We start from the raw sequence: 23,964 nt of genomic DNA, 5'->3' as shown, positions 1-23,964 counted from the left end.
AAAAGTCATTTAAAAATATACACTTAAAATGATTGCCTCGCGGTTTGTGTACCATTTAATAACCAGTGGATAAAATCTATAAACAGAGTTATCCACAGGAGGCCGGCCAGGGCGGACAAGACCTGGGGGAATAATTGCTGCCACAGAGCGCGCGCTTTGGCGCTTGAACATGGAAACCGGACAGCAGTCATGGCATCCTAAGCGGCATTGTTTCTTGTTGGATAGCAAATCTATGGCCCGCATCCCTGATAACCCGTTAATTCTTATTGATGGTTCTTCTTATTTATACCGCGCTTTTCACGCCTACCCGGGCACCATGAGTAATGGTGAAATCCCGACTAACGCCGTCTATGGCGTGGTTAACATGGTGCGAGCCATGATGCGCCAGTTTGCCAGTGAGCGTATTGCGGTGGTGTTCGACGCCAAAGGCAAAACCTTCCGTGACGATATGTATGCCGAGTACAAGGCGCACCGTCCGCCCATGCCGGATGATCTGCGTTGTCAGATAGAGCCGCTGCATCAGGTGATTCGTGCCATGGGTCTGCCGCTGCTGTCGATTGAAGGTGTCGAAGCGGATGATGTGATCGGTACCCTGGCTCACCAGGCGTCGCAAGCCGGTATGCCAGTGCTGATCAGTACCGGTGATAAAGATATGGCGCAACTGGTGGATGATAACGTTACTTTGATCAACACCATGACCAACGTGGTGATGGATCGCGAAGGCGTGATCGAAAAATTCGGCATCCCGCCGGAGCTGATCATCGATTATCTGGCGTTGATGGGCGATAAAGTCGATAACATTCCGGGTGTGCCCGGAGTGGGTGATAAAACCGCGACGGCGCTGCTGCAGGGTATCGGTGGTTTGAATGATCTGTATGACAAGCTGGATGATATTGCCGCGCTCGGTTTCCGTGGCTCGAAAACCATGGCGAAAAAGCTGCAGGATAACCGCGACAACGCGCTGCTGTCCTACCAGCTCGCCACCATCAAACTCGATGTTGAGCTGGACTGCACACCTGAGACTCTGCTTAAAGAGACTCCGGACCGTGATGCATTGATAGAACTGTACGGCAAGCTGGCGTTTAAATCCTGGCTGACCGAACTGCTGGAAGGCGGTAACGGTGTGGTGGAAGCGGCGGAAAAAACCGGCGCCAGCGCAGCGACTGGCGGGGCGAAAACCTCTTCAGCGCCTGCGGCGGATACCTCAGCGGTAACGATTGATCGCAGCCAGTACGAAACCATTGTTGATGAAGCGGCGTTTGCCCGCTGGCTGGATAAGCTGCAAGCGGCCGAGGTGTTTGCGTTTGATACTGAAACGGACAGCCTGGACTACATGGTGGCCAATCTGGTTGGTGTCTCTTTCGCGGTAGCGGAAGGTGAAGCGGCTTATGTGCCGGTCGCCCATGATTATCTCGATGCGCCGCAGCAACTGGATCGCGACTGGGTCTTGGCCCAGCTCAAGCCAATCCTGCAGGATGCGCAGCAGGCCAAAGTAGGCCAGAAACCTCAAATACGACGCCAGTGTGCTGGCCCGTTACGACATCGAACTGCGCGGTATTAAGCACGATACCATGCTGGCCTCTTACGTTTATAACAGCGTCGGCGGTAAGCACGATATGGACAGCCTGGCACTGCGTTTCTTGCAGCACAGCTGCATTTCGTTTGAGCAGGTGGCCGGCAAAGGCAAAAACCAGCTGACCTTTAACCAGATCGATCTTGAGCAGGCCGCGCCATACGCGGCGGAAGATGCCGATGTGACGCTGCGTCTGCATCATCGTCTGCAGCCGCTTATTGAGCAGGATGAGTCCCTGCAGCGCATCTACCGTGACATTGAAATGCCGCTGGTGCCTGTGCTGTCGCGCATTGAGCGTACCGGTGTGCTGATTGATGACATGCTGCTCAGCGCGCAGTCGCAGGAGATCGCCCAGCGTCTGGATGAACTGGAGCAGAAAGCGTTTGATATCGCCGGTCAGGAATTTAACCTCAGCTCGCCAAAACAGCTGCAGACCATTTTGTTTGAGCAGATGCAATTGCCGGTGGTGAAGAAGACGCCGTCCGGTACTCCGTCGACCAACGAAGAAGTGCTGCAGGAGCTGGCTCTGGACTACCCGCTGCCGGCCGTGATTCTGCAATACCGCGGCCTGGCCAAACTGAAGTCGACGTACACCGACAAACTGCCGAAGATGATTAACCCGACCACCGGCCGGGTACACACTTCTTATCATCAGGCTGTGACGGCGACCGGGCGTTTGTCCTCGACCGATCCTAACCTGCAGAATATCCCAATCCGTAATGAGGAAGGGCGTCGTATCCGTCAGGCATTTGTTGCACCGCATGGCTGGAAAATCATGGCGGTCGACTACTCGCAGATTGAGCTGCGGATTATGGCGCATCTGTCCGGTGATAAAGCGCTGCTGGAAGCGTTCCAACAGGGGAAAGATATCCACGCCGCGACCGCAGCGGAAATTCTCGGAGTCAGTATTGATCAGGTCAGCAGCGAACAGCGCCGCCGGGCCAAGGCGGTTAACTTCGGTCTGATTTATGGCATGAGTGCTTTCGGCCTGGCCAAGCAACTCGGTATTCCGCGTGGTGAAGCGCAGCAGTACATGGATACTTACTTCGAGCGTTATCCGGGCGTGATGCAGTACATGGAAGATACCCGCAGTACGGCAGCCGAGCAGGGGTATGTGGAAACCATCTTCGGACGTCGTCTCCATCTGCCGGAAATTCAGTCGCGCAACGGTATGCGTCGTAAAGCCGCTGAGCGTGCGGCAATCAACGCGCCGATGCAGGGCACGGCAGCGGACATCATCAAGAAAGCCATGCTGCTGGTCGATGAATGGATCGAAGCGGAAGGGGCTGGTCGGGTGAAACTGCTGATGCAGGTCCACGATGAACTGGTGTTTGAAGTCGAAGAGTCAGCTTTGTCCGAAATTGAAAGTAAAGTACAAAATCTGATGGAATCTGCCGCGTCTCTGGCCGTGCCTTTAGTGGCTGAATCTGGTCATGGTAACAACTGGGATGAGGCACACTAGACAGAATATCGCCTAATATACTGAAATATCATGAGCCAGCGCACAGTCGCTGGCTTTTTTGTATCGATAAAAAAGTAAGTGTATTTCAGAAGTTTATGTTGCTTAATAAAAATTTAATGAAAAAAAACTACAAAAGGAGTTCCCATTTGTGACCAATTGTTGTACATTAACTTCCGTAGGGTACAGAGGTAAGATGTTCTATCTTTCAGACCTTTTGTTTCACGTTATTGGATTAGGCTGATTCAGCCGCCCCAGTCACACTTTTGACTGGGGCGTTTTTTATTGGGCCGCGTTTAATCTAAAGCTGCCCGTTTGCTACTCTCTGCACTGACTCTCTCTGCGCCGGTCTGCCTAGCCAAGCCCATTCTCACGCTCTGTCACTCTTCGAAGACGGCGAAAGCCAGTGACCATTTCTGTAATTCATCGTCATTCACACTTTTGGTTATTTCTGAGAGTAAACTAAGCCGATGTACACATGTTTTTTTCTTAAATGTTTGATTTTAAATTTATTTTTTCTTTTTTGATGTGAGCAAGGGCGAGTAAGTTTCGTGATCCGGTCATATTGTAATCTGGCCTGAATTAATCAATCCTAGTGCCATAACAATAATTACCTCCTATTTCTCTCCCGTTGCCCCACCAGGATGGTGGGGATTTTTATTTGTGTCCTGTGCAAAGGCTGCCACGCAGTGATTGACGGGCGAAAAAAAGCCCTGCGGTTGTAGGGCAATCAAATAATAAGTGGGCGTAAATCGCAGCTGGTTAGTGTTTACTGCTGTGGGTCATCAAACTGCTCGGCTGCGGCTTCCTCGGCTGCCAGCTGTTCCAGCATCGGCGCAAACCAGCTATCGAGTTTGTGACGTAATACATCGACACCGATACCATTGTGGGACGAAAACGCATCCACTTTGACATCGCCGCCCAGCTCCAGCGCATCCTGACGCACCTTCAGTAACTGAGCTTTACGCGCACCGCTTTTCAGTTTATCGGCTTTGGTCAGCAGTACCTGGACCGGAATGTTGCATTCCACTGCCCAGACAATCAGCTGCTGATCGAGATCTTTCATCGGATGGCGAATATCCATCAGCACCACCAGACCTTTCAGGCAGGTACGCTTTTGCAGATATTCCCCCAGTGACTGTTGCCACTTTTTCTTCATTTCCAGCGGGACCTGGGCAAATCCGTAGCCAGGCAGATCGACAATATGACAGCCTTCGGTCACCTTAAACAGGTTGATCAGCTGAGTACGGCCGGGAGTTTTACTGGTCTTCGCTAAGTTTTTTTGGTTAGTTAACTTATTGAGAGAACTGGATTTTCCAGCGTTTGAGCGTCCTGCAAACGCAATTTCGATACCTTCATCAGCGGGAAGATGGCGAATGTCTGGCGCACTGGTGATGAAATGCGTGTTTTGATAATGAATTTTTACGCTCACTGTTAACTCCATCTCGACTTTGAGTTGTCGATTGATTACTTTTTGGTGAAATTGTGTAATATAACCGTGCTCGGCATAAGGTCGCTTATTGTACCATGAGTGGTACCTTCTGGTACTGGAAGCTTGATAATTATAAATGGAATGTCATGAAGAAATTAGCGCTAATCTTAAGTCTTTTAGCCAGCTGCTCTGCATGGGCCCAAGGCAGCATTGAAGCTGGTAAAGCAAAATCCCAAACGTGTGTTGCCTGCCATGGTGCAGATGGCAACAGTCAAATTACCACTTACCCTAAACTGGCCGGTCAACACGCTAAGTATATTGAGAAGCAGCTGAAAGATCTCAAACTTGGTATGTCGAGCGGTGGTGCACAAGGCCGTTATGATCCGGTGATGAGCGCGATGGCGATGCCATTGAGCGAAGAAGATATGACCGATCTGGCTGCTTATTATGCGTCGTTGCCGACGTCACCGAAACTCTACTCCGGAAGACGTGGTAGCGCAGGGCAAAGTACTGTATACCGCCGGTGACGTGTCTCGCGGACTGACGGCATGTATTGCCTGTCACGGCCCGCGTGGTAACGGCACCGAACTGTCCGGTTTCCCGAAAATTTCGGGGCAGCATGCGGATTACGTCAAAGCCCAGCTGCAAAAATTCCGTGATGATCAGCGCGGTAACGACATGAACGCTATGATGCGTGATGTAGCGAAGAAACTGACCGATGCTGATATCGAAACCCTGTCCAAATATGTCGGCGGCCTGCACTAACCTTTTTGTCCTACACCTGTTCGAGCATTGCTGTTGAAATAACCCCGCCTGGCGGGGTTATTTCGTTTAAGGCGGGATCGGTTTGAGACGAACAGGTGCTGTTTCTGTCGGGCAGGTTGGCCTGGTTTGGATGCTGATTCCGGGATAGGTTGAGTTTGCCATGCCGTGTGTAAGACATTGGCTATAGTTGTCATTTTTATCGGGATGGGTTTTAGGTTAATTGTCTGATTTAAAAGATGATAATTTTTACAGCCGAGTGAAGTTAGCAAAGTTTGCGCTGGCGCACATTGTGCCGGAGTGCGAAGCGGGTAAAGTAGAGTCATCGGCATGAGGCTGAACAGGGAATTCAAACCAGGCAGGTCTCCACGGAGCTGGCGAGGAATGCCGGCAAAAGGACAGGGAAACGCTTTACAGGAGTGAAGCGCAACAAGGATGGTTAACTGGTCTTAAGGTAAAGACAGTGACAAGGAATCAGGCGCAGGAAGCGCCCGGATACAGGAAGTAACCAGGGATTGCCATAACTCATCAGGATGATGACAAACCACACTTTTTGGCACGGAAAGCCCGAAAAACAAACGGACATTTGGTGCACCAGCTGGTGCGACCCGATTTAGTCACTTCAGGTGACGATTTGGAAAGCGATAGGGAAACCTGTCGCTTTTTTTATTTGCGCTGGCTTTTTTTACAAAATTGCCGCGATTTTGTACGATCACTCTCCACTCTACAGCCAGTTTCTGGTATGTTTCGCATCCCCCGTTTGAAGGATGTCCGTATGCACCCATGCCCTTTATGTCACAGTAACGACACACACGCTTACTATGAAGACCAGCACCGTGCGTACCTGCAGTGCCAGCCGTGTCAGCTGGTGTTTGTGAATCCTGAGCACCGCCTGGACGCCGAGCGTGAAAAAGCCTTTTACGATTTACATGAAAATGACCCGGCTGATGCTGGTTATCGTCGCTTTTTATCCCGTGTCTGTGATCCGATACTGGCCAGGCTGGCGCCTCAATCTAAGGGGTTAGATTTTGGTTGTGGTCCCGGACCGACGCTGTCTCTGATGCTGGAAGAAGCCGGCCATCAGGTGGCGCTGTATGATGTGTTTTATCATCCGGAACGCCAGGTGCTGGAGACCACCTATGATTTTATGACTGCCACTGAAGTGATCGAGCATCTGCACGATCCGGCCCAGATTTGGCAGCAATGGTTAAATTTAGTTAAGCCAGGTGGCTGGATTGGTCTGATGACCAAGATGGTCAAAAATGTGGACGCATTCGCGACATGGCACTATAAAAATGATCTGACCCATGTGATCTTTTTTAGCCGCCACACGTTTGAATTTCTGGCAGAGCGGGATCAGCTCGAACTTGAATTTATAGGCAATGATGTAATTTTACTGAGGAAACCCCAGTAATGACTCGACAAAAAGAATCAATCAGCAAAACCGGTATCAATGGCGATCTGGTTTTTGCTCGTAAACATAACCGTACCTCTGGTGAACTGGAAGGTCGTCTGCGTAAAAAGCTCAAAAAGCGTAAAGGCCTGAAAACCGGCAGCCGCCATTCAGAAGGTTCGCAGGCAGCGCAGCGTAAAGCGGCGCAGCAGAACGATCCGCGTCTGGGCAGCAAGAAAAAAATTCCGCTGATTGCCGAAGCGCCGAAGAAACTGAACAAGCAGGAGCGTCGCGCCTCTGCCGAGCAGGAAACTGGCGATGCTGGAAAACGATGCGCAACTGAACGTATTGCTGGACCGTATCGACAACGGCGAGAAGCTGGGTGCCGGTCTGCAGAAATACGTGGACGAGAAGCTGGATCGGATTGAAATCCTGATGAAGCAGCTCGGTCTGTTTGATGACAGCGAAGAGCTGGAAGAAGAACAGCCTGTTGAGCCTGCCGCGAAAGCCAAGACTAAAGCGAAGGCCAAAACGGACGACGATCTGCTGTCGCAGTTCGAAAATCTCGATCTGGATGATTACAAAGACTAAGGTGGCACCATGAACGTAACCCTACTAGCGATAGCTGGCGCTGTGATTATTCTGGGCCTTGCGGCCTACGCGGGTTACCTTTTGTTGCAACTGAAAAAGCAAAAGGAGTTGCAGCAGCAGCACCAGGCTCTGGCGATCGAAAAGCGCAACGCGAATATTTTCGATAACGTCAATATTCTCTGTATGGCAGGGATTCAGGGTCAGTGTGATCTGTCGGAAATAAGTATCCGGGTGTATTGCATTATGGATTATGTCCAGGGTGACAACCGGGTCGACTTCGACCGCGAATTTCCGGCGATCGCTGAGCTGTACCATACGGTAAAAGATATGCCGCGTGGTGAAGCCCGCCAGCAGATGGTGAAGAAGGAGCGCATGCAGCACAACCTGATTCGCCAGAAAGCCGAAACCCGTCTCAACGATGCCATTGTTGAAGAGCTGAAGGCACTGCAAAAACGTGTTCAGCCGCTGAATAATCAAATCGCGATTCAGATGGTATAAATGATACTCACTCGAAAGAGTGAGTGATCATGCTAGCAGTTTCGAATATTTTGTTCACAAATTCTACGTTTGCCACGCTGCACTCTGCTGTCGTGTGGCAAAATAGCTCGTCACAGCAGAAAACGGAAAGAGTCACTATATGTCGTCGCATGTCGCACCCAGCCAGCAGATCGTTTGGGATCAAGCCAGTTTAGATAAGTACAACTATTCAGGGCCGCGCTACACCTCATACCCGACCGCGGTCGAGTTTCATGAAGCGTTTACTATTGCTGACTACGACATGGCGTGTACCCAGTATCCGGACCGCCCGTTGTCGCTTTATGTCCATATTCCGTTTTGTCATAAGCTTTGTTACTACTGCGGCTGTAACAAGGTGATTACCCGTCATGCTCATAAAGCGGACGAGTACCTGGACGTGCTTGAGCATGAAATCCGCCAGCGTGCTTCGCTGCTCGGTGGCCGTCACGTCACTCAGCTCCATTTCGGTGGCGGCACGCCTACTTTCCTGAGCAAAAAACAGATCAGCCGGCTGATGACTCTGCTGCGCGAAGAGTTTGATTTTACAGCGGATGCGGAAATCAGCATTGAGATTGACCCGCGTGAAATTGAGCTGGATGTCCTCGACCATCTGCGTGAGGAAGGCTTCAACCGGGTCAGCATCGGGGTGCAGGATTTCAATAAAGAAGTGCAGAAGCTGGTCAACCGCGAGCAGGATGAGCAGTTTATTGTTGATCTGGTGGCGCGTGCCAAACAGCTCGGTTTCCGCTCCACCAATCTGGATTTGATTTACGGTTTGCCTAAGCAGACCCTGGCCAGCTTCAGTGCCACGCTGGAGCAGGTGCTGGCGATGCAGCCGGGCCGTTTGTCGGTGTTTAACTACGCCCATATGCCGCAACTGTTCGCCGCGCAGCGTAAGATTAAAGACGCGGATTTGCCGTCGGCAGAAGAGAAGATGGCGATTCTGCAGTACACCATCAATACGTTGACCGACGCCGGTTATCAGTTCATCGGTATGGACCACTTTGCGCTGCCGGATGACGAACTGGCGGTCGCACAGCGCAACGGCGTACTGCATCGTAATTTCCAGGGTTATACCACGCAGGGCGAATGTGACCTGGTTGGTTTTGGCGTCTCGGCGATCTCGATGATTGGCGATGCTTATGCTCAGAACCAGAAAGAGCTGAAAACATACTATGAGCAGGTCAATGACATGCGTCATGCGCTGTGGAAAGGGGTGGCACTGGATAGTGACGACTTACTGCGCCGTGAAGTAATTAAGCAGCTGATCTGTAATTTCAGCCTGGATAAGCAGGCGATTGAGCGAGGCTTTAAGGTGCGCTTTGGCGATTATTTCCGTGAAGATCTGGCTCTGCTGCAAACTTTTATTGATGATGAGCTGGTCCGTGTTGATGAGCGTTTTATTGAGGTGACACCGCGTGGCCGCTTACTGATTCGCAATATCTGTATGTGCTTTGATAAATACCTGCGCAGCCGCGCTCGTCAGCAGCAGTTCTCGCGTGTGATTTAACGACTTCACCATGCTCAAAGTGTGGTGCGCTAAAAGCGCAAGCCGATAAAAAAACCAGCGTTGATACGCTGGTTTTTTGTTTGTACTGTCGCGCGGGCGGGTTGCCACCTGGCGGCTAATCAGGCCGATTCAAGCAGCGTCAGCGCTTTGCGGGTCACTTCATGCGCCGCCTTGGTCAGATGCTGTTTTTCCAGGGCATCGGCCAGATAAGCGTAATCGGAAATACTTGAGCGTTGTGACAGCGCCGTTTCCAGATGCTGCTGCGCCAGTTGCCACTGTTGCTCACGCAGATAGAGCTGGCCAAGTGCGCTGTGCGCTTCGGCATTGTTACCGTCACGCTGCAAGGCTTCTTGCAGCAGAATAATCGCCGGATGGCGGTCCGCGAGGTTGAGTTTCTGCCAGCAGGCTGTACAGCTCCGCTGAGCGGTGCTTATGCAGGTTTTCCTTAATCAGGGTGAAGGCTTCATGGTCTGCTTTGCGCTTAATCAGCTGCTGAATAAACGCCAGCACCAGTTGCGGCTCTGCCTGCTGTTTGCGGCTGAGTCCGTTCCAGTGGCTGATCAGCCCTTCGCTGCCTTGCTGGCTGGCAATGCTTTCCAGTAATCCCTGCTGAGCGGTGGTGGTCAGCGCATCAGCTTCCTGCTGGTTGACATGTTTGGTCTTGACCAGTTTCGGCAGCAGATCAAGCAGCGCTTGCCACTCCTTACGCTGCAGATAGGTCTGCTTGAGCAGGTTGAGCAGCACTGTATTATCCGGATATTGTTTTTGCAGCGCACTCAGCGTGCTTTGTGCCGCCTGCAATTCACCGTCACTGATCTGTTGCTTGGCGCGGGTCAGCTCGACCGCCAGAGTGGCATTGTCCTGTTGAGCGGCCAGCTCCAGATAGTGGTCACGTTTGCTGCGATCACCCATGCCGTTTGCGGCCTCGGAGGCCACCAGGTAGCACAGCAGAGGCATGTCATGATGGTTGGCCCAGCGGGTGACCTTTTTCTCGGCCTGTTTCCAGTCGCCTTCCAGCAGCTTGATGATGGCTTCGTTGGTATAACGACGGGAGCGCTTCATCTTGCGCACACTGAACCAGTTCCAGGTCGATGAGCTGGCGTAAATCAGCTTCTTGACCACATACTCCAGAGCAAACAGACCGGCCAGAGCGGCAATCACAAAGATAACCAGGGTGGTGACGCTCATTTCGATCGTGTGTTCAGCCACTGAAATCAGCACGTAACCCTGCTGACCGGCATACTGGGTGCCGGCAAACAGGCCGGCGCCGAGTACAATGAACAGAAACAGTAATCTGACCATTATTTCTCCTCCGTCGTCATCGAGCTGATGGAGCGGCGCAGACGTTCACTGATCACGTCACTGAGTTGTTTCTGCGTTTCCAGTTTAACCGGATATTCGACCTGGACCTTCTGCTTGCCCAGTTGCTCAAGCGTGCCACTGAACGCCGTCACCTGGCTGTCATCAAGGTTAAAGAATGAGCCGGACCACTGGGCAGCGGTGGACAGAGCGGTGGTGTACATCTCCTGGTTTTCTGCGTATACCGCTTTGATGGCGGTCTCGAGCTTGGCTTTCAGATTCTCCTGGAGGTAAAAGTGTTGCTCCGGTGACAGCAGGGGCACCACATTGCCATCGCGGGTGCGGAAAGTGATGAAGTTATCGGCGAAATCTTTCAGCGATGTCATCAGGTTCTGCTGCCAGTTGTTGATGTCTTCTGAGACGGTTTGCTGCTCTTGCTGTGCCGCTTGCGGCAGAATCGCGTTGGCGAGCGGCAGATGGTCAACCTGCTGTTGCAGACTGATCAGGCGCAGCACCAGACCGTCACGGTCAAGCAGCGGAATGGTTTTTAATTTGGTGATGTCGTTTGCCATCGCTTTACGCAGCGGGGTCAGACTCGGATCGTTAAGGGCCGCGATACGCTGGTCGGCACTTTCCATCAGCTGAGTGGCGCTTTCCACATCGTGTTCAAGGAACAGTTTCCTTCCGGCCAGTTTGACCAGATAGTCGGCTTCGGCCAGCAGCCAGTCATTGGGACGACGGCCTTTCATGTCGGCGACGGCCACCTGCAGGCTTTCGATGGTTTTCTGCTGCTGGGTCAGCACCACTTCCGCGCGGTGGGTGACTTGGTTGGCGTGCTCGACAGCTTGCTGCTTCGCATCGGCCAGCTTCTGATCGATGCTGGCGCGGGTCTGGGTCAGTTCGGTTTGCAGCGCTTTAATTTGCGCCTGGTACTGCGCCTGTTGCTGCTGGCTGTGCAGGGTCAGGCCGCCACCAAAAAGAATCGCCAGTACAATCGCAATCGTGCCCAGTTTGACACCGCGTTTGGCCTGTTTCTCGGTCACGCTTGCCTCGCTGTCCGCCGGCTTTGCCGCGGCAGTTTCGCTGCCAGCGTTGGCTGTGCTGGCGTCGTTTGCGTCCCGGGCTGAGGTTTGCACGCTGGAATCAGCAGCAGGTACGGATGACTGTTCAGGTTCCTGCTGTGGATTATCTTTTTTACTTGTCATTGCTAAGAGTCCTGTGTGTTAAGGCTGGAGAGCCGCCACTAAATCTTGGTTCGCCGCACTTCCTGTGGTCACGACATGGCTGAATCCCAGGCGCTGGGCGTCGTGGGCGATTCGGTCACTGGGAACCAGTAATTTCAGACTCAGGGCCCAGTTCAGGTCTGCCCCGGTCAGTTGCGAAACAAAAAACATCAGCTGATGACTGCTGGTGATGACCAGCGTGTCAACCTGCGCCTGTTGCCAGCGAGCCACACTGGTTGGCGCGCTGAACGGCAAGTCTACACGCTGATACACTTCACGGTAACGTACCATGGCGCCACGAGCACACAGAGTGTCGTAAATCAATTCCCGGCCACCGTTGCCGCGCAGAATTTCGATCCGTTGACCTTGTACATGATGCAATTCCGGCAGGGCGAGCAGATGTTCGCTGTCGCTGATGTCCGGGTAGTGTACTGGTTGCTCACAGACTTTGCTTAAAAGCTGTGCAGTTTTTTGACCAACGGCAAGGTATCGGGGGGAGGCGGGCCATTTCAGCTGCTGAGCGCGGAGAAATTGCTGGCTCAGTAACACCGCGTGCTGGCTGACGGCCAGCACGTAATCACAGTGCTGCAGGGCCTGTGGCAGTTGAGGTAAATCGGCACCGGCTTCGATCCCGATCAGGGGCTGGTGCAGGGCAGGGATACCGATCGCGATCAGTTGCTGACACAGCTCCTTGCCCTGGATGTCCGGGCGTGTCACCAGTACCGCCATCGCGTTACTCGTGCTCGGCGTACAGCTTGGTCAGAATATCGCGCGCGCCGTCGTCAAGCAGCTGGTTGGCGAGCTCGACCCCGAGGCGTTTCTGCATCCTGACGCGGACCGCGGATTTCACCGCGCACAATCAGTGAGCCATCCGGTTCACCGACCAGGGCACGCAGCCACAGGTTATCGCCGTCAAGCAGAGCATAGCTGCCGATTGGCACCTGACAGCCGCCTTCCAGGGTCAGGTTCATGGCGCGCTCACACAATACACGGTCAGTTGTGTCGGCGTGACTGAGTGGTGCCAGCAGGTTACGCAGGCGTTCATCGTCGAGACGACATTCGATACCGACCGCGCCCTGGCCGACTGCCGGCAGGGATTGTTCCGGCTCAATCAGGCTGCGGATACGCTGTTCCAGTTTGAGACGTTTCAGACCGGCTGCGGCGAGAATAATCGCGTCATATTCACCGGCATCGAGTTTGCCAAGGCGGGTGCCGACATTGCCGCGCAGCTCTTTGATCACCAGATCCGGCCGCGCTTCTTTGAGCTGACACTGGCGGCGCAGGCTGCAGGTACCGACCACAGCGCCTTGTGGCAGCTCATCAAGTGACGTGTATTGGTTTGACACGAAGGCATCACGCGGGTCTTCACGTTCACAAATGGTGACCAGGCCGAGGCCTTCGGGGAAGTCGACCGGAACATCTTTCATTGAGTGCACGGCGAGATCGGCACGTCCTTCCAGCATGGCCACTTCCAGCTCTTTAACGAACAACCCTTTCCCCCCGACTTTGGCCAGTGGGGTATCCAGAATAATGTCGCCGCGGGTCACCATGGTGACCAGTTCCACTTCCAGACCGGGGTGGGCCGCCTGCAGTGCATCTTTGACGTAATGGGCTTGCCACAGGGCGAGTGGACTCTGGCGCGTCGCGATTCGGATTGGGGTGGTAGAGGTCATGATATTCCCGTTTGACAGTCAACAATGGCTTCATCCTACCATTTCGGACAGAAATTTCTCACTACAAGATCACCGCCCGGCCGTTTTGCTGCGCGCCGCTGTAACAGCAGTACAAAATTGTGTGATTAGGCTCTCGTTTATAAACTGAGCTATTATTAAAAAGTGCTGCTTAGCGTGGACACTATGCCGACTCTGAATTTGGCGTATCGTGATTAATACGACTTTAGTGTTAACCGCAGAGCAGACGCTTTACCAACACAAATTAAAGTGTTAAATTGATCACGTTTTGTTGGCTGTTTTGCGCAAAACGCAGTCAAATTGTGCATTTATGTTTCAATCAAGGGAACTGACCTTGCAGGCTTACACCAAGACCTTATTACAGAGATTAGATAAGCTGAACCGGCAACGCACTGAGCGGGCGCTGGCGCTTATGGATTTACAAGGTCAGCGTGTTTTTCATCTGATCCCGGCCCTGCTGCACTACAACCATCCTCTGATCCCCGGCTATTACGCTGACCAGGTACCGTACGGTATTCACCAGTTTTCCCTGAATGACATTCAGCAACAGTTTGTTGACGATACCGAACTGACCCTTGGCCTGCCGCTGCTCAGTGCCGCCCAACCTGAGATTTTAGGTCTCTATACAATGGGCAGTACTTCATCGATCGGTCAGAGTACCTCGAGCGATCTCGATATCTGGGTGTGTGTGGAAGCGGACATGGATTGCGACGCACGTGACTGCCTGAGCAATAAATGTTTACTGATCACCGACTGGGCGAAAAGTCAGGGTGTGGAAGCCAACTTCTTTATCATGGATGAGGAACGCTTCCGTCATAATCAGTCCGATGAGATGACCGGCGAAAACTGCGGTTCGTCCCAGCACTTACTGCTGCTGGATGAATTCTACCGCTCGGCGGTACGTCTGGCCGGTAAACGCCTGTTGTGGCAAATCGTGCCACCGGAAATGGAAGAGTGCTACGACGAATACGTTAAGCAGCTGTGCAGCAACGATTATATCGATTGCAGCGAATGGATTGACTTTGGCCGCCTTAACCGGATTCCGGCCGAAGAGTACTTTGGTGCCAATTTATGGCAGCTGTATAAGAGTATCGATTCGCCGTATAAATCGGTGCTGAAAGCGACGTTGCTTGAGGCGTATTCGTGGGAGTACCCGCATACCCAACTGCTCAGTATTGATACCAAGCGCCGTTTCTTCGCCCATGAACCGGACCTGTACAGTATGGATGCCTATTATCTGATGCTGGCCAAGGTGACCTGTTACCTGGAGCGGATCGGTGATCATGCCCGTCTCGATTTAGTGCGGCGCTGTTTCTATCTTAAAACCCACGAAAAGCTGTCCCGTGAACCGGGTGTCGGTTCGGTAGCCTGGCGCCGTGAAGCGCTGACCGAGATGGTGCAGCACTGGCACTGGGATAAAGCGACGATCGAAGAGCTCGATAATCGCCGTAACTGGAAAGTGGAACAGGTTAAAGGGGTGCACCACGCGTTGCTGGATGCACTGATGGTCAGCTACCGTAACCTGATTCAGTTTGCACGGCGCAATGATATTACCTCGGCGATCAGTCCGCAGGACATCTCGATTCTGGCGCGTAAGCTGTATGCTGCCTTTGAGGTGTTGCCGGGTAAAGTGACCTTGCTCAACCCGCAGATTTCACCGGACTTACATGAGCCGGACCTGACCTTTATCGAAGTCTGCCCGGGCCGGACCAACAAGGCGGGCTGGTATCTGTATAAACAGCCGCTGGTGGCGCATCAAATCATTGGTCAGCCTTACCTGGAGCACAATGAATATCTCAGCAAGCTGGTCGCGTGGGCGTTTTTCAACGGCCTGATCACGGAGTCGACCCGTTTGCACTCTGTGGTGCGTGAAGCGCATCTCGATATCGACAAGTTCTATCAGATGATGAGTGACTTGCGTAACACCTTCTCGCTGCACAAACGCCGTCCGACTATGGCAGCGCTGGCGAGTCCGTGTGAAATCAGCCAGCTGGCGATGTTCATTAACTTCGAGAATGACCCGACAGTGGAGCTGAGCGGCAAGTCGCTCAAAGTGGATTTGAAAAACGCCGACATCTTCAGTTTTGGCCGCGAGCAGCAGTGCCTGGTGGGCAGTGTTGATCTGGTCTACCGTAACTCGTGGCAGGAAGTGCGTACCCTGCATTTTAAAGGCGAGACCGCGATGCTGGATGCACTGAAAACTGTGCTCGGCAAAATGCACCAGGATGCCTTGCCGCCGGAGTCGGTCGATGTGTTCTGTTACAGCAAGAACCTGCGTGGTGTAATGCGTAATCTGGTTTATCAGCTGTTGGCGGAGTGCATCGATCTGCGTCTCAAACCGGTCGAGCAGGAAAAACGCCGCCGCTTCAAAGCGCTGCGTATCGGGGCTCAGATGTACGGCTTGTTCTTTGAACGGCGCGGCGTGTCGGTGCAACGTCTGGAAAACTCGGTCGATTTCTACCGCAGTATTTCCACCAATAAGCTCAAAGGTTCACCGCTGCTGATGCTGGATCGAGATCAGGATTATCAGTTGCCGGATGTGGTTGACGGTTTTGCCAGTGAGGGTCTGGTGCAGTTCTTCTTTGAAGACACTGAAAAAGGCTTCAACATCTATGTGCTGGATGAAACCAACCGGGTGGAGATATACCACCAGTTCAGCGGCGAGAAAGATGACATGATTGCCAGTGTGAACAGCTTCTATACCTCGGTGCGGGATGATAACCAACTGGCCGCGAAACTGATTAACTTCAACCTGCCGCAGTATTATCAGATAGTGCATCCGGAAGAGGGTGCCAGTTACGTGGCTCCGTACCGCAACGATTCGGCGGTCTATTCCAGACCTTCCAAAGCGGTCAATGTCTGAACGCAGCGCGGAAAATGAGCGATAAAAAAAGAGCACCTCAGGTGCTCTTTTTGCGTTTTATTCCCAGTCGATACTTTCGCCGGCGTGTTTTTCACACTCTTGTTTGACCATGGTGAAAAATTCAGTGCCGGTTTTGGAGCAGATCCACTGTTCATCGTGCCACTGAAAATGAAAACCGCCGGATTTTGAGGCCAGCCAGATTTCTTTCATCGGTTTCCTGACGGTTGATGATGATTTGGCTGCGGTCTTCAAATTCCAGTGTCATCACGTTGCCACTGGTCTCGTAGTCGATGTCCGCGCCGGAATCATCAATGGCTTCTTCAATGATTTGCATCTGGCTGTCCACCAGTTGATGAAATTCAGTCTCGTTCATCCTGTCTATCCTATTGCTTTTCCTGATTGTGGTGCGATTATAGGGGGCATTGATTCAATAAGCACGATATGCAAAATGAAAAAGTCCATCACCGCACTGTTTTTGTTGTCCGTTATGACGCTGGCAGGCTGCGGTCAAACAGGCCCGCTGTACATGCCTGATGATGCTCAAAAGAGCGAACAAAGTCAGTAAATTCAAACAATTATATTAAGGGAAAGTATTTTGGATTACTTCAATTATCAGGATGATGGCCAACTTTGGGCGGAAAACGTTTCACTGTCTCAATTGGCTGAGAACTACGGTACACCTCTGTATGTGTATTCTCGCGCGACTCTGGAGCGTCACTGGCACGCCTTTGACAAGTCGGTCGGCGATCATCCGCATCTGGTCTGCTACGCAGTGAAAGCCAACTCGAACCTTGGGGTGCTCAACACTCTGGCTCGTCTTGGTTCAGGCTTTGATATCGTATCCGGCGGTGAACTGGAACGCGTGGTTGCAGCAGGTGGCGATCCGGCTAAAGTGGTTTTTTCCGGCGTGGGTAAAACCGCGGCAGAAATGAAGCGTGCGCTGGAGCTTAACATTAAGTGCTTTAACGTTGAGTCGGAGCCGGAACTGGTTCGTCTGAACGCGGTTGCCGCTGAACTGGGCGTAAAAGCGCCGGTGTCACTGCGTATTAACCCGGACGTGGATGCCAAAACTCACCCTTACATCTCTACCGGTCTGCGTGATAACAAATTTGGTATCACTTTTGATCGCGCTGCGGACGTGTACCGTCTTGCTCAGGGTATGGATAACATCAGTGTGCACGGCATTGACTGCCATATCGGTTCACAGCTGACTGAAATCGACCCGTTTATTGATGCGACGGATCGCCTGCTGGCGCTGATCGACAGCCTGAAAGCGGAAGGTATCCATATTAAACACCTGGATGTCGGCGGTGGTCTTGGCGTCGTGTACCGTAACGAACTGCCACCTCAGCCATCGGAATACGCTAAAGCTCTGCTGGCACGTCTGCAAAATCATCAGGATCTGGAACTGATTTTTGAACCGGGCCGGGCGATTGCGGCCAACGCCGGTGTGCTGCTGACCCGCGTGGAATTCCTCAAGCATACTGAGCACAAAAACTTCGCTATCATCGATGCGGCCATGAACGATCTGATGCGTCCGGCGCTGTACCAGGCGTGGCAGGATATCGTGCCGGTTGCACCGCGTGAAGGCTCTGCGCTGACTTATGACCTGGTGGGTCCTGTGTGCGAAACCGGTGACTTCCTGGGTAAAGATCGTGCGCTGGTCCTCGAGCAGGGTGATCTGCTGGCAGTACGTTTCTGCCGGTGCGTATGGTTTTGTGATGTCGTCTAACTACAACACCCGTACGCGTGCGGCTGAAGTGATGGTGGATGGTGATAAAACCCATTTAGTGCGCCAGCGTGAAGAGCTGTCTAGTCTGTGGGCACTTGAGAGTCTTCTGCCGGAGTAAAGTGACGCATTATGCATTTCCATTTTTCTAAAATGCACGGTTTGGGTAATGACTTTATGGTCGTGGACTGCATTACCCAGAACGTTTTCTTCTCCCCTGACCTGATCCGCCGTCTGGCGGATCGTCATACCGGGGTGGGTTTTGACCAGCTGTTGGTGGTTGAAGCACCTTATGATCCGGAAACGGATTTTCACTATCGAATTTTCAATGCCGATGGCAGCGAAGTCGAACAGTGTGGTAATGGTGCGCGTTGCTTTGCCCGTTTCGTGCGCATGAAAGGGCTGACCAACAAGTACAGCATCAGCGTCAGCACCAAGAAAGGCAAAATGGTGCTCAATGTCGAAGACGATGATCAGATCACCGTTAACATGGGAGTGCCGGAGTTCGAACCGAATAAGATTCCGTTCCGCGCCAAGCAGACCGAAAAGACCTACATCATGCGCGTTGGTGAGCAGACTCTGTTCTGTGGGGCAGTCAGCATGGGTAACCCGCACGTGGTGACCGTGGTCGACGATGTCAAAACCGCGAATGTGGAAACCCTGGGTCCGTTGCTGGAGTCGCATGAGCGTTTCCCTGAGCGGGTTAATGCCGGCTTTATGCAGGTCGTAAACCGTAATGCGGTCAACCTGCGTGTCTATGAACGTGGTGCCGGGGAAACCCAGGCCTGTGGCAGCGGCGCTTGTGGCGCGGTTGCGGTCGGTATTGTTCAGGGCTTACTGGATGAAACCGTCACGGTCAGTTTACCGGGCGGCTCTCTGGTGATCAGCTGGAAAGGACCGGGTAAACCGCTGTTTATGACCGGCCCTGCAACGCATGTTTTTGACGGCCAGCTGTCTTGCTAACGAGGATTTGTTTTGTCACAACTGCAAGCCGATGCACTGACGGCTGAAGTCGTTGCTGAGTATCTGAAAGACCACCCCGATTTTTTCCAGCAGCGTCCTGAGCTGGTTGATCAAATGGCCCTGCCGCATCAGCAGCTCGGGTCAGTGTCTCTGGTTCACGTCCAGCTGGCGCGTCAGCGCCAGCGGATTGAAGAGCTGGAGGAGGAGATCACCACTCTGATGTCGCTGGCTGCGAATAATGATCGCACATTTCATGAATTTATGGACCTGCAGGAGCAGATTCTGCAATGTTCTCACCTGCATGCGGTATGCCGGGCAATAGAAACCAAAGCCCAGCTGCTGGGGCTGAAAGCCTATGTCCGCCTGCTGGATCACCCTCATCCGCGCTATACTTTAGCGAAAGAGCAGTGGCAGCGTTTCTCTACCAACCATTTCAACGGTAAAAGTGCCTATCTGGGCCGCTTGCGTCAGGCTGACCGCCAGCTGCTGTTTGGTGAAGACACTTCCGCGCCCGAGATGGGCTCATATGTCGTGTTACCTTTGGTGCAGCGCAGCGCACAGGGTGTACTGGCGTTTGCCAGCGAAGATGGCGGCCATTTCCAGCCATGTATGGATACCTTGTTCCTGCGTCATCTGGCGCTGGTGCTGTCCCATCTGATCGAAATTTTACCCTGGCAGGTGAACGAGAATGAGCGAATCAGTCACCCCACTGCCTGATAGTCTGAACAGGCCGCTGGAACGATTTTACGAATATTTGCGCAGTGAAAAAGGCCTCAGTCTGCACACGCAGCGCAATTACAAACAGCAACTGGGTGCCATGGCTGAGCATTTGTGCCAGCTTGGTGTCAGTCACTGGCAGCAGGTCGATGCCGGCTGGGTACGCCAGCTGGCCAGTAAAGGCATGCGTGATGGCATGAAAGCCAACAGTCTGGCGACGCGGCTCTCGTCTTTGCGCAGTTTTTTCGATTTTCTCATCCTGCGTGGCGAGCTGAGTGCCAATCCGGCCAAAGGCGTATCGGCACCGCGTAAGCAGCGTCCGTTGCCGAAAAATCTTGATGTGGATGAAATGGCGCAGTTGCTTGAGGTCGACGAAGATGACCCGCTGTCCATCCGCGATCGGGCCATGATGGAGCTGATGTACGGCGCTGGCTTGCGTCTGGCGGAGCTGGTGGCGATTGATGTGCGTGACATCAGCCTGCGCAGCGGTGAAATCCGTGTGCTTGGTAAAGGTAACAAAGAGCGCAAAGCGCCGTTTTCCGGTCAGGCAAAAGAGTGGGTTGGCAAGTGGCTTAAAGTACGCAGTGCGCTGCTCAAAGGCCCGGAAACCGGCCCTGTTTATCTCCAAACTCGGCGTGCGGATTTCCCATCGCAGTGTGCAAAAAAGGATGGCGGAGTGGGGACAAAAACAATCGGTTGCCAGTCATATCAGTCCGCATAAACTGCGCCACTCGTTTGCCACTCATATGCTCGAATCGAGTAATAATCTGCGCGCCGTGCAGGAGTTGCTCGGCCACGAAAATATTTCCACCACCCAGATCTATACCCACCTCGACTTTCAACATCTGGCTCAGGTATACGATCAGGCCCACCCGCGCGCCCACAAAAAATCCAAGGAGTAACGGATGCTGATTTACCGCAAACTGTCGCCGATTCAGGCAATGACTTTTGACCTCGATGATACGCTGTATGATAACCGTCCGGTTATCCGCCATCTGGAGCAGCAGGTGACTTTGTGGTTAGAGCGTGAACATCCGGTCACGGCAACACGCAGCGCCGACTGGTGGCAGGCTGTGAAGCGTAAAGTGGTTGAGCAGGATGCCTGGCTGAAAAATGATGTGTCATTATGGCGTTTGGTGCAGATCCGCACTGCGCTGATGGAACTGGGCTATGAGCGCCCAGCCGCGCAGCAGGCTGCTGAAGCCGCGATGGTTGAGGTATTGCGGCTGCGCAATCTGGTTGATGTACCGGCTGAGACTCACCAGGTGCTGAGCGAACTTGCCGCACGCATGCCGCTGGTGGCGATCACCAATGGTAACGTGGATGCGGAAAAAATCGGTTTGAGCGACTATTTTAAACAAGTGCTGCGTGCCGGTCCTGACGGATATGCTAAACCGCATGCGGATATGTTTAATCAGGCACGAGAGTGTCTGGATTTACCGGCCGGAGCGATTTTGCACGTCGGTGACCATCCGGTAACGGATGTGCAGGGCGCGCGTCTTAATGGTTTTCAGGCCTGTTGGTACAACGATCAAGGTCTCAACCCGCGTGTAACGCCGAAAACAAAACTGTTACCGGATGTCGAAATCCATGCTTTGTCTCAACTAAAACAGTTAATTATCTGAATAAACATTGTTTTTTGTAAGTGTGGTAATTAACTTATTTAGCAGTATCGATTATTGTTATGGGTTTGTTGGCTCACCTTTGTTCTCGTGATGAGTTAGTTGGATGATATGTTAACCGCTTCGCTTTTTATCCCCTTAGATCAGTCTCCGGATCAGATACTGACTGATTTTTCATTTTCGGCGCAAGGTTCATTACTTATCCAGCTGTTTTCCTGCGAGAGCCCGGCCCAGGTTGAGCGCCTGGCGCAGCAGCTCAAGCAGAAGTTTCCTCACGCCACCGTGATTGGCTTCAGCAGTGGCCAGGTGATCGAACAGGGTGACATTCATCACCAGGGCACCTTGCTTCTGTTCACCGATTTCCATTCCACCCGCCTCAGCTGCGCCCTGACACGTTATTCCGATAATCCCTCCGGCGATACGCAACTACTGCTGGAGCGCATCGCGCTTGCAGCGGATACGCGCGCCATTCTCTGTTTCGGCGCTTACCTGGAACTCGGGCAGCGCTCTGAGCGGGTACGCGCATTTAATCATCTGGCGCCGGGCCTCACTGTCGCTGGTGGTGCGGCCAGTGAAACCGAACGCGGGCGTTGGGTGTTACTCGATACGCAGACTTATCAGGACAGTATGGTGGCAGTGGCGCTGCACAGTTCGCAGCTGGAGCTGACCACACAGGCTTACATCGAATGGAACCCGATCGGGCGTCATTTCCGCGTCACCGAAGCACAGGGGAATACCGTCTATCGTCTTAACGACCAGCCAATCCAGGAGATCTACAACCGCTATCTTGGTGATGGTCAGTCAGTACCTCTGGAAATGCTGCACAATTTTCCGTTGATTAAAGGCGATCTTGAGCAGCAGGATGTGTACGTTCCGCTCTATGAACAGGACTCGGGACTGGTGTTCAGTAAGCCGCTTGCGGTTGGGGATGAAGTGCGGTTTAGTTTCGATCACCCGTCCATGACGCTGGAGCAGGTATATCTCGGCGCCCAGCAGTTACGCAGTTTCCAGCCGCAGCAAATCTGGGTTTACAACTGTATCTCACGGCTCGACTTTATCGAGGATAATCAGGAGTTGTTACCACTGCAGGCGGTGGCTGACACTCATGGCAGTTACTGCATGGGTGAGTTGTGGCATGATGGTGAACTGCTGCGTTCGATGAGTCACAGTCTGACTTACATCGCGCTGCGGGAAGGGGCTAAGCCCGCGGCCGAGCCTGAACCGTTCAGTTTCGGCCATCATGATGTGGTTGCGCCGCTGTTCAGTCTGATCCGTAATTCGCTCAGCGATTTGGATGAGATTAACCACAACTTATCGCAAAAAATCCAGAGTCAGGCGACCATGATGACCGCCAGCTACCGGATGGATCCGCGTACCGGCTTGCCGAAACCGGGTGGTCTTGCGTGAGAAATTGCTGCGTATGAGCGACGGCGATCATCTGCTGGTGCTCAAACTGACCAACTTTAATCAGATCAACGAGAAGTATGGTTACCGGGTTGGTGACAAACTGCTGCAGGATCTGAGCGGTCACTTTCAGCATTATTTGCAGCAGCATCTGCCAGGGCGCAGCGAGCTGTTTGCGATCGGGGTCGGCGAGTGGGCCACGATATTCGCCAGTGCGGCCGATGCCGACTTTATTCATCTGACTTTTTCAAAGTTTGTTGACCAGCTTGAGCATGTCAACTTCGAACCTTTCGGTCTGCCGGAAGTGGATTATGTTTCCGTATCCCTGTGCGGTGGGCTGGTCAGCCGGCGCGATTTTGCCGACAAAACCGCTGATGATCTGCTGCTGCGCGCGATAGAAGCTCGCCGCGATGCGCACAAACACAATCGCCATTTCTGTAATGCCAATCGCCTGCGGGCGCAGGATGAAGTGCGCCAGGAGCGGCTGGGCTGGCTGTCCTGTGTCAGCCGCGCAGTGTTGAATGACAATGTGCTGGTGTATGCGCAGCCACTTTACCATGCTCACAGTCACCAGCTGGCTTCCTATGAGTGTCTGGTGCGGATTGAAGATGAAGGTGAAGTGATTGTACCGGGGCGCTTTTTACCGATTATCGAGGGCACTCACCTCTACAACCGTCTCAGCCGGCAGATGATCAGCCGCACTTTCGAGCTGATGCGCCAGCGCAGTGAAGGGTTTTCGATTAACCTGTCACCGCAGGACTTTATGAGTGAACGCACCCTTATCCATCTCGAAGAGGCAATCAAATCACTGCCCAATCCACAGCGGGTAGGGCTGGAAGTGCTCGAAACCGAACAGATTACCGATTACGGTCATATGATTGATGTCTGCAATCAGTTCCGTGCCCTGGGCGCCAGTATCATTGTCGATGATTTCGGTTCCGGTTATTCCAATATTGATGAAATCGTTAAGCTTGAGCCGCAGGTGATTAAGCTCGACGGCAGCCTGATCCGCAACATCGACCAGGATGTGAAACAGCGTCGTATCGCCCAGCAGCTGGTTAAGCTGTGCCAGGTGCTGAATGCCAAAACCGTGGCCGAGTTTGTCCATAACCAGGACGTGTGTCGTATCAGTGAAGAGATGGGCGTTGACTTTCTGCAGGGGTTCTATCTGGGGGCGCCTGAGCGGCTGAAATAGGTGCCTGAGCGGCATTTTCTGC

General features: G+C 52.9%; 12 protein-coding genes and 9 pseudogenes. 15 read left to right on the top strand and 6 right to left on the bottom strand.

Features of this window, described 5'->3' with window-relative positions; genetic code table 11:
• Positions 1–232 precede the first annotated feature (232 nt).
• A pseudogene (gene polA, locus ABDK09_23150) lies at positions 233–3,035 on the top strand (DNA polymerase I).
• Between the two features lie 766 nt (positions 3,036–3,801).
• Here the strand turns inward: polA and yihA are convergent.
• Positions 3,802–4,464 carry a ribosome biogenesis GTP-binding protein YihA/YsxC gene (yihA, locus tag ABDK09_23145; GenBank protein ID XAW89483.1) on the bottom strand — a complete coding sequence of 221 codons (663 nt, stop codon included), beginning with the start codon at positions 4,462–4,464 and terminating at the stop codon, positions 3,802–3,804.
• Between the two features lie 146 nt (positions 4,465–4,610).
• On the opposite strand from yihA, the pseudogene ABDK09_23140 reads away from it, so the two are divergent.
• From ABDK09_23140 to hemN, 5 genes and pseudogenes are all read left to right on the top strand, one after another.
• Positions 4,611–5,229 (top strand): annotated as a pseudogene (locus ABDK09_23140) (c-type cytochrome).
• 772 nt (positions 5,230–6,001) lie between these two features.
• Positions 6,002–6,640, top strand: a complete 639-nt coding sequence (locus ABDK09_23135; protein ID XAW89482.1) for a class I SAM-dependent methyltransferase — start codon at positions 6,002–6,004, stop codon at positions 6,638–6,640.
• Positions 6,640–7,210 (top strand): annotated as a pseudogene (yihI, locus tag ABDK09_23130) (Der GTPase-activating protein YihI). The gene ABDK09_23135 and the pseudogene yihI overlap by 1 nt, the downstream one beginning before the upstream one ends.
• 9 nt (positions 7,211–7,219) lie before the next feature.
• Positions 7,220–7,708, top strand: a complete 489-nt coding sequence (locus ABDK09_23125; protein XAW89481.1) for a DUF2489 domain-containing protein — start codon at positions 7,220–7,222, stop codon at positions 7,706–7,708.
• 139 nt (positions 7,709–7,847) lie between these two features.
• Positions 7,848–9,236, top strand: a complete 1,389-nt coding sequence (gene hemN, locus ABDK09_23120; GenBank protein XAW89480.1) for an oxygen-independent coproporphyrinogen III oxidase — start codon at positions 7,848–7,850, stop codon at positions 9,234–9,236.
• Between the two features lie 119 nt (positions 9,237–9,355).
• Here hemN and ABDK09_23115 read toward each other — a convergent pair.
• The 4 genes and pseudogenes from ABDK09_23115 to hemC form a co-directional block, all read right to left on the bottom strand.
• Positions 9,356–10,538: pseudogene (locus ABDK09_23115) on the bottom strand (heme biosynthesis protein HemY).
• Positions 10,538–11,740: a uroporphyrinogen-III C-methyltransferase gene (locus ABDK09_23110; GenBank protein ID XAW89479.1), complete on the bottom strand. Its 1,203-nt coding sequence runs from the start codon at positions 11,738–11,740 to the stop codon at positions 10,538–10,540. The pseudogene ABDK09_23115 and the gene ABDK09_23110 overlap by 1 nt, the downstream one beginning before the upstream one ends.
• Before the next feature lie 18 nt (positions 11,741–11,758).
• Positions 11,759–12,487 (bottom strand): uroporphyrinogen-III synthase, encoded by a 729-nt coding sequence (locus tag ABDK09_23105; GenBank protein XAW89478.1) that lies wholly within the window; start codon positions 12,485–12,487, stop codon positions 11,759–11,761.
• A gap of 4 nt (positions 12,488–12,491) precedes the next feature.
• A pseudogene (gene hemC, locus ABDK09_23100) lies at positions 12,492–13,431 on the bottom strand (hydroxymethylbilane synthase).
• A gap of 352 nt (positions 13,432–13,783) precedes the next feature.
• Between hemC and ABDK09_23095 the strand changes: the two are divergent.
• On the top strand, positions 13,784–16,312 hold the full coding sequence (locus tag ABDK09_23095) for a class I adenylate cyclase (protein ID XAW90808.1): 2,529 nt from the start codon (positions 13,784–13,786) through the stop codon (positions 16,310–16,312).
• A gap of 57 nt (positions 16,313–16,369) precedes the next feature.
• Here the strand turns inward: ABDK09_23095 and cyaY are convergent.
• Positions 16,370–16,685: pseudogene (gene cyaY / locus ABDK09_23090) on the bottom strand (iron donor protein CyaY).
• On the opposite strand from cyaY, the gene ABDK09_23085 reads away from it, so the two are divergent.
• The 8 genes and pseudogenes from ABDK09_23085 to ABDK09_23050 all read left to right on the top strand — a co-directional run bounded on the left by ABDK09_23085 (position 16,665) and on the right by ABDK09_23050 (position 23,942).
• Entirely contained in the window at positions 16,665–16,877 is a 213-nt protein-coding gene (locus ABDK09_23085) for a lipoprotein (GenBank protein XAW89477.1), read from the top strand. The pseudogene cyaY and the gene ABDK09_23085 sit on opposite strands and share 21 nt — an antisense overlap.
• Before the next feature lie 30 nt (positions 16,878–16,907).
• Positions 16,908–18,162, top strand: a pseudogene (gene lysA / locus ABDK09_23080) (diaminopimelate decarboxylase).
• An 11-nt stretch (positions 18,163–18,173) separates the two neighbouring features.
• A complete protein-coding gene (gene dapF / locus ABDK09_23075) occupies positions 18,174–19,004 on the top strand; it encodes a diaminopimelate epimerase (protein ID XAW89476.1) in 831 nt (276 codons plus the stop codon).
• Between the two features lie 12 nt (positions 19,005–19,016).
• Positions 19,017–19,721 (top strand): DUF484 family protein, encoded by a 705-nt coding sequence (locus ABDK09_23070; GenBank protein XAW89475.1) that lies wholly within the window; start codon positions 19,017–19,019, stop codon positions 19,719–19,721.
• A pseudogene (locus ABDK09_23065) lies at positions 19,693–20,289 on the top strand (site-specific integrase). The gene ABDK09_23070 and the pseudogene ABDK09_23065 overlap by 29 nt, the downstream one beginning before the upstream one ends.
• Complete coding sequence (locus ABDK09_23060) at positions 20,183–20,623, top strand: tyrosine-type recombinase/integrase (GenBank protein ID XAW89474.1); 441 nt, start codon at positions 20,183–20,185, stop codon at positions 20,621–20,623. Before ABDK09_23065 ends, ABDK09_23060 begins: the two are co-directional and overlap by 107 nt.
• 3 nt (positions 20,624–20,626) lie before the next feature.
• Positions 20,627–21,346, top strand: a complete 720-nt coding sequence (gene yigB, locus ABDK09_23055; GenBank protein XAW89473.1) for a 5-amino-6-(5-phospho-D-ribitylamino)uracil phosphatase YigB — start codon at positions 20,627–20,629, stop codon at positions 21,344–21,346.
• A gap of 108 nt (positions 21,347–21,454) precedes the next feature.
• Positions 21,455–23,942, top strand: a pseudogene (locus tag ABDK09_23050) (EAL domain-containing protein).
• Positions 23,943–23,964 lie beyond the last annotated feature (22 nt).

The sequence above is a fragment of the Vibrio sp. CDRSL-10 TSBA genome (assembly GCA_039696685.1).
Taxonomy (GTDB): domain Bacteria; phylum Pseudomonadota; class Gammaproteobacteria; order Enterobacterales; family Vibrionaceae; genus Vibrio.
This window is presented reverse-complemented; position numbering and strand designations above follow the sequence as displayed.

Bases quoted from the DNA above. Each gene is read 5' to 3' on its own strand.
- ABDK09_23135 (XAW89482.1), top strand. From the start codon at position 6,002: ATGCACCCATGCCCTTTATGTCACAGTAACGACACACACGCTTACTAT.
- ABDK09_23125 (XAW89481.1), top strand. From the start codon at position 7,220: ATGAACGTAACCCTACTAGCGATAGCTGGCGCTGTGATTATTCTGGGC.
- hemN (XAW89480.1), top strand. From the start codon at position 7,848: ATGTCGTCGCATGTCGCACCCAGCCAGCAGATCGTTTGGGATCAAGCC.
- ABDK09_23110 (XAW89479.1), bottom strand. From the start codon at position 11,740: ATGACAAGTAAAAAAGATAATCCACAGCAGGAACCTGAACAGTCATCC.
- ABDK09_23105 (XAW89478.1), bottom strand. From the start codon at position 12,487: ATGGCGGTACTGGTGACACGCCCGGACATCCAGGGCAAGGAGCTGTGT.
- ABDK09_23085 (XAW89477.1), top strand. From the start codon at position 16,665: ATGAAATTCAGTCTCGTTCATCCTGTCTATCCTATTGCTTTTCCTGAT.
- dapF (XAW89476.1), top strand. From the start codon at position 18,174: ATGCATTTCCATTTTTCTAAAATGCACGGTTTGGGTAATGACTTTATG.
- ABDK09_23060 (XAW89474.1), top strand. From the start codon at position 20,183: ATGTGCGTGACATCAGCCTGCGCAGCGGTGAAATCCGTGTGCTTGGTA.
- yigB (XAW89473.1), top strand. From the start codon at position 20,627: ATGCTGATTTACCGCAAACTGTCGCCGATTCAGGCAATGACTTTTGAC.